This is a genomic window from Pseudonocardia zijingensis (assembly GCF_042657305.1).
Taxonomy (GTDB): Bacteria; Actinomycetota; Actinomycetes; order Mycobacteriales; family Pseudonocardiaceae; genus Pseudonocardia; species Pseudonocardia zijingensis.
The window spans coordinates 41,462-54,225 of record NZ_JBHSKO010000009.1; the positions used below are offsets into that span (position 1 = coordinate 41,462).

General features: G+C 73.8%; 12 protein-coding genes. 3 read left to right on the forward strand and 9 right to left on the reverse strand.

Annotated elements, in window-relative coordinates; translation table 11 throughout:
• Positions 1-3 precede the first annotated feature (3 nt).
• The 3 genes from ACFPL3_RS19255 to ACFPL3_RS19265 all read right to left on the reverse strand — a co-directional run bounded on the left by ACFPL3_RS19255 (position 4) and on the right by ACFPL3_RS19265 (position 2,950).
• A complete protein-coding gene (locus ACFPL3_RS19255; RefSeq protein ID WP_343946761.1) occupies positions 4-915 on the reverse strand; it encodes a tetratricopeptide repeat protein in 912 nt (303 codons plus the stop codon).
• A 105-nt stretch (positions 916-1,020) separates the two neighbouring features.
• Positions 1,021-2,082, reverse strand: coding sequence for a maleylacetate reductase (locus ACFPL3_RS19260; protein ID WP_343946760.1), 1,062 nt, complete (start codon positions 2,080-2,082; stop codon positions 1,021-1,023).
• Positions 2,083-2,086: 4 nt separating this feature from the next.
• Positions 2,087-2,950, reverse strand: a complete 864-nt coding sequence (locus ACFPL3_RS19265) for an intradiol ring-cleavage dioxygenase (protein ID WP_343946759.1) — start codon at positions 2,948-2,950, stop codon at positions 2,087-2,089.
• Between the two features lie 76 nt (positions 2,951-3,026).
• Between ACFPL3_RS19265 and ACFPL3_RS19270 the strand changes: the two genes are divergently transcribed.
• Positions 3,027-3,989, forward strand: coding sequence for a helix-turn-helix transcriptional regulator (locus tag ACFPL3_RS19270; protein WP_343946758.1), 963 nt, complete (start codon positions 3,027-3,029; stop codon positions 3,987-3,989).
• 17 nt (positions 3,990-4,006) lie between these two features.
• Here ACFPL3_RS19270 and ACFPL3_RS19275 read toward each other — a convergent pair whose 3' ends face one another.
• Positions 4,007-5,035, reverse strand: coding sequence for a DUF4185 domain-containing protein (locus tag ACFPL3_RS19275; RefSeq protein ID WP_343946757.1), 1,029 nt, complete (start codon positions 5,033-5,035; stop codon positions 4,007-4,009).
• Positions 5,036-5,072: 37 nt separating this feature from the next.
• On the opposite strand from ACFPL3_RS19275, the gene ACFPL3_RS19280 reads away from it, so the two are divergent.
• Entirely contained in the window at positions 5,073-5,882 is an 810-nt protein-coding gene (locus ACFPL3_RS19280) for a PaaX family transcriptional regulator (protein WP_343946756.1), read from the forward strand.
• Positions 5,883-6,319: 437 nt separating this feature from the next.
• Here ACFPL3_RS19280 and ACFPL3_RS19285 read toward each other — a convergent pair whose 3' ends face one another.
• From ACFPL3_RS19285 to ACFPL3_RS19300, 4 genes are read right to left on the reverse strand one after another with little or no spacing between them, the layout of a single operon-like run.
• A complete protein-coding gene (locus tag ACFPL3_RS19285) occupies positions 6,320-6,718 on the reverse strand; it encodes a RidA family protein (RefSeq protein WP_343946755.1) in 399 nt (132 codons plus the stop codon).
• Positions 6,715-7,479, reverse strand: coding sequence for an SDR family NAD(P)-dependent oxidoreductase (locus ACFPL3_RS19290; protein WP_343946754.1), 765 nt, complete (start codon positions 7,477-7,479; stop codon positions 6,715-6,717). Before ACFPL3_RS19290 ends, ACFPL3_RS19285 begins: the two co-directional genes overlap by 4 nt.
• Positions 7,464-8,291: an enoyl-CoA hydratase family protein gene (locus ACFPL3_RS19295; protein ID WP_343946753.1), complete on the reverse strand. Its 828-nt coding sequence runs from the start codon at positions 8,289-8,291 to the stop codon at positions 7,464-7,466. Before ACFPL3_RS19295 ends, ACFPL3_RS19290 begins: the two co-directional genes overlap by 16 nt.
• Positions 8,288-9,415: an acyl-CoA dehydrogenase family protein gene (locus tag ACFPL3_RS19300; protein ID WP_343946752.1), complete on the reverse strand. Its 1,128-nt coding sequence runs from the start codon at positions 9,413-9,415 to the stop codon at positions 8,288-8,290. The genes ACFPL3_RS19295 and ACFPL3_RS19300 overlap by 4 nt, the downstream gene beginning before the upstream one ends.
• Before the next feature lie 56 nt (positions 9,416-9,471).
• Here ACFPL3_RS19300 and ACFPL3_RS19305 point away from each other — a divergent pair, with 56 nt between their 5' ends.
• Positions 9,472-11,856 carry a bifunctional salicylyl-CoA 5-hydroxylase/oxidoreductase gene (locus tag ACFPL3_RS19305; RefSeq protein ID WP_343946751.1) on the forward strand — a complete coding sequence of 795 codons (2,385 nt, stop codon included), beginning with the start codon at positions 9,472-9,474 and terminating at the stop codon, positions 11,854-11,856.
• On the opposite strand, the gene ACFPL3_RS19310 is transcribed toward ACFPL3_RS19305, so the two are convergent.
• Positions 11,771-12,721, reverse strand: a complete 951-nt coding sequence (locus ACFPL3_RS19310; protein ID WP_343946750.1) for a LysR family transcriptional regulator — start codon at positions 12,719-12,721, stop codon at positions 11,771-11,773. The two genes, ACFPL3_RS19305 and ACFPL3_RS19310, sit on opposite strands and share 86 nt — an antisense overlap.
• Between the last annotated feature and the right edge of the window lie 43 nt (positions 12,722-12,764).

A 12,764-nucleotide genomic window follows, 5' to 3' on the forward strand; every position in this document is an offset into this window, starting at 1 on the left:
CGCCTACGCGCCCGGGGCGATCCCGTACTCCGCCAGCAGCGCTGCGGCGCGGTCGCGCTGACCGAGCGTGCGCAGGTCGGTGGCCAGCGCCTCGACGCTCTGCAGGGTCTCCGGGTGGGCCGGCCCGAGCACCCGGCGCCTGCGGTCGAGGGTGTCCTCGTCGAGCCGGCGGGCCTGCTCGTGCTCGCCGAGGGCGCGCAGGTCGTAGGCGAGGTTGGCAGCCGAGTTGAGGGTGGCCGGGTGGTCCTCGCCGAGGGTGCGGCGGCGGCGTTCGAGGACATCGCGGGCGAGCTCGCGGGCCTGGGCGTAGTCGCCCAGCCTGCGCAGGTCGAGGGCGAGGTTGCTGGCGTTCACGAGCGTCTCGGGGTCGTCGTCGCCGAGGATGCGGCGGCGGTGGCCGAGGGCGAACCGGTCGATGTCGTGGGCGAGCCGGTACTCGCCGAGCTGGCGCAGGTCCATGCCGAGCGCGTGGGCGGAGCGCAGCGTGGACGGGTGGTCGTCGCCGAGGGTGCGCCGACGCCGGGAGAGGGTGTCCTCGTCGAGCTCGCGGGCGCGGGGGAAGTCGCCGAGCCCGCGCAGGTCGGCGGCGAGGTTGTGGGCGCAGGTGAGGGTGTCGATGTGGTCGGGGCCCAGCACGCGGCGCCGCCGGTCGAACGTGTCGCGGTCGAGCTCGTGCGCCCGCGCGAAGTCCCCCAGCTCGCGCAGGTCCGTGGCGAGGTTGTTGGCGGTGGCCAACGTGGAGGGGTCGTCGGGGCCCAGCAGGCGGCGGCGGCGTTCGAGCGTGTCCTCGTTCAGCTCCCTGGCCTGCTGGTGTTCGCCCATCGCGGCCAGCTCGACGGCGCGGAAGTGCGCGTTGGAGAGGGCGTCGAGGTCGTCGACGCCGGCGGTACGGCGTCGGGTGAAGAGCCGGGGCACGGATCCTCCGCGTTGTCGTGATGACCGGGGAGCGGTCGAGCTGGTGCTGCGCAGTCACCCCCGATCCTGACAGGCCGGAGGGCTCCGCGGGTGTGAACCCACTGATCATTTTGCCCGTTCCGGCTCCGGGCGCGTCCCCCGGTGGGCGGCCTCGACGATACGGGTGAGGTCGGCCTCGGTGACCGGCCGCGGGTTGGCGTACGGCGCCGCGGCGGCCTGCCGCACGACCTCGGCGACCCCGTCGGCGGGCATGCCGAGCGCCGCGAGCGACCGCGGTGCGTCGAGCGTGGCCGCCAGGTCCCAGAGGGCGCCGCCGGGCTCGAGGCCCAGCAGCGCGGTGAGGGCCGGGGCCGCGGGCGCGTTGAACGCGGCGACGTGGGGCAGCACCACGGTGTGCACCTCGGCGTGCGGCAGGTCGAACGTGCCGCCGAGCACGTGGCAGAGCTTGTGGTGCAGCGACATGGTGGTGGCCCCGAGCACGGCCCCGCACAGCCACGCGCCGTAGAGGGCGCGGGTTCGGGCCGGCAGTCCGGTGGGGTCCGCGGCGATGCCCGGGAGCGCGTCGAGCAGCGCCTGGGCGCCCTCGCGCGCCATCAACGAGAGGATCGGTGACGTGTCCGGTGCGTAGAGGCCCTCCACGGCGTGGGCCACCGCGTTGAACCCGCTCGTCACCGACAGCGGCACGGGCAGGCCGAGCGTCAGCTCCGGGTCGTAGACCACGCTGCGCGGGAGCACGGCCGGGTCGCGGCCCGTGCGCTTGCGGCCGTCCTCGGTGAGCCCCCAGATCGGCGTCATCTCCGAGCCCGCGTACGTGGTGGGCAGCGCGACGACGGGCAGGCCGTGCTGGAGGGCGATCGCCTTGCCCAGGCCGATCGTGGACCCGCCGCCCGCGGCCACGCAGCCGTCGGCGCCCAGCTCGGCGGCCACCTCCCGGGCGCGGGCGGCCACCTCCACCGGCACGTGCATCCGGGCGTGGGGGTGCAGGCCCGCCGCGCGCGGCCCCAGCCCGTCGGCCACCTTCCGCCCGAGCGCCTCCTGCCCGGGGGTGCACAGCACGAGGACCCGGCTCAGGCCGAGCCGGTCGAGCTCCTCCCCGAGCCGGGCGGCCGAACCCGCGCCGAAGACCACGCGCATCGGCGGGCTCTGGTGGACGAACTCATCCCACACGCCCTCATCCCACACGCTCGGCCTCCAGCACGAGGTCGACCGACGCCGCCCGGAACGGGTTGCCCACGCCGTGCCGGCGGGCCCGCTCGGCGTCGTCCACCTCGGCGAAGTCGGCGATCAGGCTCTTCTTCACCGCGAATACGGCGTCGGAGTCGAGGTGCGGGCTCCCGGCGACGAAGATGTGGGTGGTCAGGGTGCGGAACCCGGGAGCGGCGGCGATGAAGTGGATGTGCGCGGGGCGGTACGGGTGGCGCCCGGTGGCCTGCAGCATCCGGCCCACCGGGCCGTCGGTGGGGATCGGGTAGTGGCTCGGCAGCACCGTCCGGAACGCGAACGCCCCCTCGGCGTCGGTGCGGAACAGGCCGCGGCCGTTGCCCGGCGGCTGCACGTCGGGCTGCTGCACGTCGTAGAACCCGTCGGCGCTGCACTGCCACACGTCCACGGTGGCGCCGGGCAGCGGCGTGCCGTCCGTGCCGAGCACGCGGCCGGTCACCACGCACGGCGGCTGCCCGCCGATCAGGTCGATGGTGTCGCCGTTCTCCCGCTCCGGCGAGTCCACCACGTGGAACGGGCCGAGCACGGTGCTCTCCGTGCCCGACTCCTGCCCGTTGATCGTCTCGACGAGCATCGAGATGCCGAGCACGTCGGAGAGCAGGATGAACTCCTGCCGGTTCTCGTCGCACTTCTGCCCGACCTCGGTGAGGAAGCGGATCGCCGCCTCCCACTCCGGGAGGGTGAGCTTGACGTTGCGCACGAAGTCGTGCAGGTGCGGCACCAGTTCCTGCAGGATTTCCCGCAGGCGCGGGTCGGCGGCGCCTGCGAAGCTGTCGACCACCGCGGCGGTGGTGCTCTCGGAGGTGAGGTCCATCCGTGAGAAGGTAGGTCGGCGGGCGGCCGGTCCGACAGCCGCTTCGCGCGACCGGGGTCCGGATCCCGCGACGGACGTGCTCTCGCGATACCCGATCTGGGAGGGCGGGGCCGTCGAGGAGTTCCGCGAGGAGCTCAACACCCTCTTCTACCCGGCGCGGGTCGAACCGCTCGGGGACGGCGGTGCGCGCGGCGGCCTGCTGCGCGGGGTCCGCACCGAGCACCTCACGGTCGGGCTCATGCGGTTCGGGCGCCCCACGCTCGTCGACCCCGGCCGCACCGGCGCCGGGTACCACGTCAACGTCACGCTGGCCGGGCGGATCCCGTCGGCGTCCGACGGTGAGGAGACGGTGGCGACCGTGGGCCGCGCCGCGGTGTTCGCCCCCCACCGCGGCCACCGGCTGGAGCACTGCCCGGCGGGAGCGGTCCAGCTCGGGATCCAGGTCGACCGGCGGCTGGTCGACACCGAACTGGAGGTGCTGCTCGGGCGCCCGGTGCGGGCGCCGGTGGAGTTCGCCCTCGACTTCGACCTGTCCTCGCCCGCGGCCCGGGCGTGGCGGGCCGGCCTCGACCTGCTGCTGGCCGAGCTCGACCGCCCCGACGGGCTGATCTGGAGCGCGGCGGTGCGCTCCTACCACGAGCGCTCGCTCGCCACCGGGCTCCTGCTGGCCCAGCGGCACAGCTACACCGAGGCGCTGCAGGGCGGAGGAACACCCGCCACCCCGCGCTCCGTGCGGCGCGTGATCGACCTCGTGCAGGGCCACCCGCAGGACCCGCACACGCTCGGCGACCTGGCCCGCACCGCGGGCGTGAGCGCCCGCCGGTTGCAGGAGGCGTTCCGCGAGCACGTCGGCAGCACGCCCATGGAGTACCTGCGGGCCGTGCGGCTCGACCGGGTCCACGACGAGCTGCGGGCCGGCACGTCGAGCGTCACCGAGGCGGCGCACCGCTGGGGGTTCAGCCACCCGTCGCGGTTCGCGGCGGCGTACCGGGCGCGTTTCGGCGTGCTCCCGTCGGTCACGGCGCGCGAGGGCCGCTGACCCGCCCGGTCAGGGGGTCAGGGGAGGTCGGCCACGTCCGCGCGGAACTGCATCGCCCGGTACGGCCAGCCCGTCGCGGTGTTCCACTGGCTCACCACGAGGTGCAGGTCGCGCAGCGTGGAGCCGGGCAGCACGTAGCCGCCGTAGAGCTGCGCGACGTGCCCGGCCGCGTGGTCCTCTCCGTCCCAGTCGCAGCCGCGCAGCACGGTGGCCAGCGGGGCGCGGTGCATGTCGGCGGTGGGACCGTCCAGCACGCGCACGTCGAGGCAGTAGTGGCCGGCGTCGAACGCCACGAGCACCCAGCGCTCGCCCCCGTCGGCGGGCACGCGGCGCAGCGACAGCTCCCCGAACCGGCCGGGCAGCACGATCGTGGGCGGGTTCCCCCACCCCCAGCGGTCGCCGTCGAGCCCCCACGTCTCCCAGGCGTCCGGGTCGGTGAGCTCCGCCTCGGGCACGCGGTGCAGCAGCAGGCCGTGGGCCCGCTGGAACCCGGTGGTCAGCGCGTACACCCAGCCGTCGCCGCCGCGCTCCCAGGTGAGCATCTGGAACAGCCCGTCGTGCAGGTCCGCCGGCCAGCGCGTGCCGGTGGGGCGCCAGGTGCGGCCGCCGTCGCGGGAGCGGTGCAGCTCGGTCCAGCGCACGTTGCCCAGCTCGCGGCACACCATGACGTGCAGGAACATCTCGTCGCCGACCGTGATCAGGTCGGTGGGCAGCACGGTGGTGATCCGGCGCAGCCGCATGCCGTGGCGGCGCCAGCCGTGGTGCAGGTACCGCACCACCTGCCGCGCGCGCCCGTTGCGCCGCCCGGCCGCCCCGGTCCAGCGCAACCCGGTGGGCACGCTGGCCGGGTCGGCGAAGAGCACCACCGGGGAGCGCCAGCCGGGCCCGCCGACCCCCGCCTCCCGGAACGTGTCGCCGAACACCGACACCAGGTGGCCCTGCGGTGCGGTGGCGGTGGCGCCCAGATCGGTGCCGCCGATGCCGAACCGGTCGGTGAGCCCCGGTCCGGTGAGATCCACGATCTTGGTGGCGAGCCGCTCCGTCACACCGCCATCCTGCCTGCTCCTCCTTAGAGTGGCCGCCATGGCAGAGCTCGCCCCGCGCCACCTCATCCTCACCCTGTACGGGCTGTACGCCCGCGAGGAGCACAACTGGATGTCGGTCGGCTCCGTGGTGGCGCTGATGGGGGACCTCGGCGTCGACTCGGCGGGCGTCCGCTCGTCGATCTCGCGGCTGAAGCGGCGCGGGGTGCTCGAGTCGATGAAGTCGGGCCGGACCGCGGGCTACGCGCTGTCCGACAGCGCGCTGGAGGTGCTCCGGGAGGGCGACACGCGGATCTTCGACCGGCGCGAGGCCCGGGCGGAGGACGGGTTCGTCCTGGTGGTGTTCTCCATCCCGGAGTCGGAGCGGGAGAAGCGGCACACGCTGCGCACCACGCTGTCCGGGCTGGGGTTCGGCACGGCCGCGCCCGGGGTGTGGGTGGGCCCCGCGCACCTGCGCGACGAGGTGCGGCGAACCCTGGAGCGGCGCGGCCTCTCCACCTACGTCGACCTGTTCACGGCCGCCCACGAGGGCTTCAGCGACCTGAAGCGGCAGGTGGCGCGGTGGTGGGACCTCGACGGGATCAACGCCGAGTACGCCGCGTTCCTCGAGCGGTTCGCCGACGCGCGGGCCCGCTGGGAGGTCGCGGCGGACGGCTGCCGCACCGCGTTCGCGATCTACGTGCCGATGCTGACGGTCTGGCGGCGGCTGCCCTACCTCGACCCCGGCCTGCCCCCCGAGCTGCTGCCCGCGGGCTGGAACGGCGGGCGGGCGGCGGATCTGTTCGCCGACCTCGACGGGCTGCTGCGCGCGCCGGCGCGCAAGCACGCGCTGGCGGCGATCCACGCCTGACCTGTCCGACTCGGGTCATGATCAGCGTCTGCGGTCACAGACCCGCAACGGTGCGGGTTGAGCACCGCACTTGGTGATCATGACCCCCCGATTCTGTGTTCGGGTCCGCCCGGCTGCCGGTGTGCGCGCCGTTCCCGACCGGCAGCCCGGTGCTCGGCCGGCCTGTCATGCCCTGCGTGCGAGCGGTCGCGTGCTGCGGCGCGCTCACGTGCGCGAGGTGGCTGGGTCGGGTTCACCACCGATCATCGTGTCGACATGATCATGCACACGCGAGGACAGCGGGCCGTGATCGTTGCGAGAGGGCGCTCAGCGTCCCGGCCAGGGGCGCTTCACGTCATCTCGGAAGGATCATGGGGCCTTGATCTCCGCGAGATGCTGCTGATCGCCCTGGCCAGGGCGATCCATCACATTTCAGAGCGATCACGGGGCTCGGGTGGCTAGTCGAGGACCGCGATCCCCTGGATCTCGACGAGCGCCTCGGCGTCCCACAGCCGGGAGACCCCGATGCCGGCCATGGCGGGGTACTCGGTGCCGACCAGGCGGCGCCAGATCTTGCCGATCTCCCGGGAGTGCGCGAGGTAGGCGTCCATGTCGACGATGTAGATCGTGACGCAGGCGAGGTCGTCGCCGGACCCGCCGGCCGCTCTGAGGGCCTGCAGGAGGTTGAGCAGGGCCTGCTCGAACTGGGTGACGATGTCGGTGCCCACGATCGTGCCCGAACGGTCGAGCGCGGTCTGCCCCGCCAGGTACACGGTGCGCGCGCGGTCGGTCGACACGGCGTGGCTGAACCCGCGGGAGGCGGCGAGCTGGGGTGGGTTGATGCGCTCGAACGTCATGACTGGACCGCCCCTCCGTCCACGTTGATGCCCTGCCCGTTGATCGCGCCGTTCTGCACGCAGGAGAGTACGGCCGCGGCGACCTCCTCGGGCTGGACCAACCGGTGGATCGGCTGGCGGCGTTCGAGCACGGCCCGGGCCTCGGCGGGCGTGGTTCCGGTCCGCTCGGCGATGGCCGCGACGGTGGCGTCGGTCATCGGGGTGTCGACGTAGCCGGGGCACACGGCGTTGGCGGTGACGCCGTGGCGGGCCACCTCGTCGGCCACGGCGCGGACGAGCCCGAGCACGCCGTGCTTGCTGGCCGTGTAGGCGCTCACCTGCCGCTCACCCCGCTTCGCGACCACGGAGGCGATCACCACGATCCGGCCCCGGCGCGCCTCCAGCATCGGGGGGAGCGCGCGGCGGATGCACCGGAAGGGCGCGGTGAGGTTGGTGTCGAGCATCTGTTGCCACTGCGCGTCGGTGGTCCGCGTGATCGGCGCGGCGAGGGAGGTGCCGGCGTTCGCCACGAGCACCTCCGCGGGCGCCCAGGTGTCCTCCACGGTGGCGAACAGCTCCTCGACCTGCGCGGGCACGGTGAGATCGGCCGCCACGGCGAGCGCCGGCCCGGGCACCGCGGCGGCGGCCGCGTCGAGCTTCGCCCGGTCGCGCCCGGCCAGGACCGTGCGGTACCCGGATTGCGCGAGCAGCCGCGCCGTCGCGAGCCCGATCCCCTGACCGGCGCCCGTGACGACGGCGACCGGCGCTACCGGCCCTTCCACGCCGGCGGGCGCTTCCCGGTGAAGGCGGCGTGGAACTCCGCGTGGTCCTCGGTGGTCATGAGCAGGGCCTGGGTCATCGCGTCGAGCTCCATCGCCGCCGACAGCGGCATGTCGAGCTCGCGGGTGAGCAGCGACTTGGTCTGCGCGTAGGCCAGCGTCGGGCCGCCGGCCAGTCGAGCGGCGAGGGCGGCCACGGCGGCGTCCAGCTCGTCGTCGGCCACGAGCTGCGACACGAGCCCGTAGCGGTCGGCGGTGGGGGCGTCGATGGTGTCGCCGAGCATCAGCAGCTGGGTGGCGCGCCCGAGCCCGACGACGCGCGGGAGCAGGTAGGCCGCACCCATGTCTCCGCCGGAGAGACCGACCTTCGTGAACAGGAACGCGAACCGCCCGGAGGCGCCCACCACCCGGAAGTCGGCGGCGAGCGCGATCACCGCGCCCGCGCCCGCGGCGATGCCCTGGATCTTCACGATGATCGGGATCGGGCACTCGCGCATGGCCCGGATGACGTCGCCGGTCATCTTCGTGAAGCGCATGAGGTCGGCCGCCTGCATCTTCAGCAGCTCGCCGATGATCTCCTCGACGTCGCCGCCGCCGCAGAACCCGCGGCCCTCGCCCTGGATCACCAGCACCTTCACGCCCTCGTGGTGCGGCAGCTCGGTGATCAGGTCCCGCAGGTCGGAGTACGACTCGAAGGTGAGCGGGTTGAGCTTCTCGGGCCGGTTGAGGGTGACCGTGGCGACCGGCCCGTCGACGGCGAAGTCGAAGTGCGCCCAGTCCGTGGTGAGGGGCGCCGACGCCCGGAAACGGCTCACCTGTTCGTCCTTTCCCTGAAGATGTCCCGCGCGATGATCGTGCGCTGCACCTCGGACGCGCCCTCGTAGATCCGGGGCGCCCGCACGTCACGGTAGAGGTGTTCGAGCAGGTGGCCGCGCTGCAGCGCCCGCGCACCGTGCAGCTGCACGCACCGGTCCACGATGCGCCCCGCCGCCTCGGTGGCGAAGAGCTTCGCCATCGCCGCCGACCGGGTGATCGACGACCGGTCGGCGCCCTCGTCGTAGGCGCGGGCCGCGGCGTGCACCAGCAGGCGCGCGGCCTCCAGGTCGGTGGCCATGTCCGCGATCGCGTGCGCCACCGCCTGCTGGGCCGACAGCGGGCCGCCGTACGCCTCGCGGGTGCTGACGTGCGCCACGGTGGCGTCGAGCGCGGCCTGCGCCATGCCCACCGCGAACGCGCCGACGCTGGGCCGGAACAGGTCGAGGGTGCGCATGGCCACCCGGAACCCGGCGTCGACCTCGCCGAGCACATCAGCGCGCCCGACGCGAACGCCGTCGAAGGTGAGGCGCCCGATCGGGTGCGGGGAGAGCATGTCGAGGTGCTCGCCGGACAGCCCGGGGGAGTCGCCCGCCACGGCGAAGGCGGTGACGCCACGCGCCCCGCTGCCGGAGGTCCGCGCGAAGACGGTGTAGACGTCGGCCTCGGGGGCGTTGGAGATCCAGAGCTTCTCGCCCGAGAGCCGCCACCCGTCGCCGTCGGACTCGGCGCGCAGCGCCAGCGCGGCGGCGTCGGACCCGGCGCCGGGCTCGGTGAGCGCGAACGCGGCGACGACCTCGCCCTTCACCACGCCGGGGATCCAGCGCTCGACGGTGGCAGGTGAACCCGACTGCAGGATCGGGTAGCTGCCCAGCCCCTGCAGGGCGAGCGCGGTCTCGGCCTCGGGGCAGACGGCGGCGATCGTCTGGCGCAGCAGGCACAGCTGCATCGCGGCGGCGTCGCGGGGCGGTTCGTCCGGGCGGCCGCCGAAGAGGTCGCGGAGCAGCCCCAGCTCGCCCATGGCCGACACGAGCGGGCGGTTGACGCGGCCGTCCTCGCGCGCGAGGGGGAGGAGGTGGTCGGTGGCGAGCCTGCGGACCCGATCGGTGTAGGCGGCCTGCTCCATGCCGGCATCGTATGTCGCATTGACAACGGCCGTCAAACAAACAATATACTTGGCTCGTGCGCATCGCAGTCATCGGCGGCGGCCCCGGCGGCCTGTACTTCGCCGCGCTCGCGAAGCAGCTCGGCGCGCTGCGCGGGGCAGACCACGAGATCACCGTCTGGGAGCGCAACGCCGCCGACGACACGTTCGGCTTCGGCGTGGTGTTCTCCGACGAGACGCTCGGCGGGATCGAGCACGCCGACCCGGCGGTGCACGCCGCGATGCAGCGGGAGTTCGCGCGGTGGGACGACATCGACGTGCACTTCCGCGGGCAGACGATCACCAGCGGCGGCCACGGGTTCGCCGCGATGGGCCGCAAGCGCCTCCTCCAGATCCTCCAGGAGCGCTGCCGCGAGCTCGGCGTCGACGTGCGGTTCTCCACCGAGGCCCCCGACGTCGAGCAGTTGCGCCGCGAGCACGACCTCGTGGTGGCGAGCGACGGCCTCAACTCGGCGGTGCGCACGAAGTACGCCGACCAGTTCCGCCCCGACCTCGACGTGCGCCGGTGCCGCTACATGTGGCTGGGCACCGACACGGTCTTCGAGGCGTTCACCTTCGACGTCCGCGAGACCGAGCACGGCGTCATGCAGGTGCACGGCTACCCCTTCGACGCGCACAGCAGCACGTTCATCGTCGAGATGCACGACGACGTGTGGCGCCGCGCCGGGTTCGGGGCGAGCGAGGCGCTGTTGCTGGCGCCGGGCGAGTCCGACGAGCGGTCGGTCGAGGCGGTGCGCGAGATCTTCGCCGACGTCCTGGCCGGCGGGCGGGTGCTCGCCAACAACTCGCGCTGGATCAGCTTCACCACCGTGCGCAACGCGCACTGGTGCCACGACAACGTGGTGCTGCTCGGCGACGCCGCGCACACCGCCCACTTCTCGATCGGCTCCGGCACCAAGCTCGCCATGGAGGACGCGCTGGCGCTCGCCGCGTGCCTGCACGAGTGCGACGACGTGCCGGCCGCGCTGGCGGCCTACGAGGCCGAGCGCAGGCCGGTGGTGGAGTCCACGCAGCGGGCCGCGCAGGCGAGCCTGGAGTGGTTCGAGAACCTCGGGCAGTACGTCCACCAGCCGCCGCTGCAGTTCGCGTTCAACATCCTCACCCGCAGCCGCCGCGTCACCTACGACAACCTGCGCCTGCGCGACCCGGAGTTCGTGGCCGCGGTCGACCGGTGGTTCGCCGGGGGCGGGCAGCCGCGGCCGCCGATGTTCCACCCCTTCCGCCTCGGCGAGCTGGAGCTGGTCAACCGGGTCGTCGTGTCCCCGATGGACATGTACGTCGCCGTCGACGGCATGCCCACCGACTTCCACCTCGTCCACCTCGGCGGCAAGGCGCTCGGCGGCGCCGGCCTCGTGATGACGGAGATGGTGTGCGTCTCGCCGGAGGGCCGGATCACCCCCGGCTGCACCGGTCTGTGGACCGACGAGCAGGCCGCCGCGTGGCGGCGCGTCACCGACTTCGTGCACTCCTCGTCGGCCGCGAAGATCGGCCTGCAGCTCGGGCACTCCGGCCCCAAGGGGTCCACAAAGCTGATGTGGGAGGGCATCGACCAGCCCCTCGACGAGGGGAACTGGCCGGTCGTCGGCCCGTCCGCGCGCCCGTACCGGGAGGGCGTGAACCAGGTGCCGAGGGAGCTCGACCGCGCCGGGATGGACGCGATCGTCGCCGAGTTCGTGGCGGCCACCGAGCGCGGCGCCCGCGCCGGATTCGACCTCGTCGAGCTGCACTGCGCTCACGGCTACCTGCTGTCGGCGTTCCTGTCGCCGGTCACCAACCGGCGCACCGACGCCTACGGCGGCCCGATCGAGAACCGGCTGCGGTTCCCGCTCGAGGTCTTCACCGCGATGCGCGAGGTGTGGCCCGCGCACAAGCCCATGACCGTCCGGATCTCGGCCACCGACTGGGTCGAGGACGGCATCACCCTCGAGGACACCCTCGCGGTCGCGCGGGCGTTCGAGCAGGCCGGAGCCGCGGCGATCGACGTGTCCAGCGGACAGGTCACCCCGGACGAGCGACCCGCCTTCGGCCGCTCGTACCAGACGCCCTTCGCCGACGCGATCCGCAACGTGCTGAAGATCCCGACGATCGCCGTGGGCGTGATCTCGTCCCCCGACGACGTCAACACGATCATCCTGTCCGGCCGGGCCGACCTGTGCGCCGTGGGCCGCGCCCACCTCTACGACCCGAACTGGACGCTGCACGCCGCCGTCGAGCAGGACTACGACGGCCGGGGCGCGGTGTGGCCCGCCCCGTGGCGGGCGGGCAGGCGCAAGCCCCAGACCGGCCGCAGCGACGGGCCCAAGCCGCGCCTGGAGCTCATCCGCCGGCCGCCCTCGGACGGGCATCTGCGGTGGCGGCCGGCCAGGCCCCTGAGCGCACCAGTTCTCCGACCAGGCGGGTGAGCGTCGAGGCCACCGCCTCCACCGGGGCGATGAGCCTGCTGCGGTGCTGCACGCCGAGCACCACGGAGCGTTCGACGTCCGGCGCGGTGAGCGGGGCACCGGACAGCCGGCCGGCCGCGACGTCGGCGGCCACGCCCGCGGCCGGGAGCACCGTCCAGCCGTGCCCGGCCAGCACGAGCTGCTTCTGCAGGAGCATCGAGTTGGTCTGCGCGACGATGCGCGGCTGCACCGGTGCCACCGAGCGTGCCCGGTCGACCAGCGCGCGCAGGCCGTGCCCGCTCACCGGCAGGACGAGGGGGTGGGCGAGCGCCGTGGCCCAGGGCACGGGGGAGCCGACGTGCAGGTCCGCGTCCGGCGGGCCGACGACCCAGAGTTGCTCGCGCAGCAGCGGCGCGACCCACAGCGAGGGCGTGTCGCTGAGGTTGTAGAGCAGGGACAGGTCGATCTCCCCGGTGTCCAGCCACTGCTGGAGCAGGCCGGAGTAGCCGCTGAACAGCCGCAGCTCGATGCCGGGGTGGCGGCGCGCCACGGCGTCGGTCAGCGGCTCGGCGAGGATCTCGAGCACGCTCTCGAGCAGGCCCACGCTCACGATGCCGGTGACCTCGCCGGGCTCGGGACGCAGCTCCGCGCGGGCCCGGTCCAGCTCGTCCAGGGCACGGCGGGCCCGCATGATCAGCACCTCGGCTGCGGGCGTGGGGACCATCCCGTGCCGGGTGCGCTCGAACAGCGGGGTGCCCAGCTCCTCCTCGAGGAGCCGGATCTGCCGGGTCACGGCGGGCTGCACGAGGTGCAGCAGCTTCGCCGCCCGGGTCACGCTGCCCACCTCGGCAACGGTGAGCAGCGCGGTCAGCTGGCGCAGCTCCACGGCGACCTCCTCATGCCCGGCACGCATCCCCCCATCAGGAATC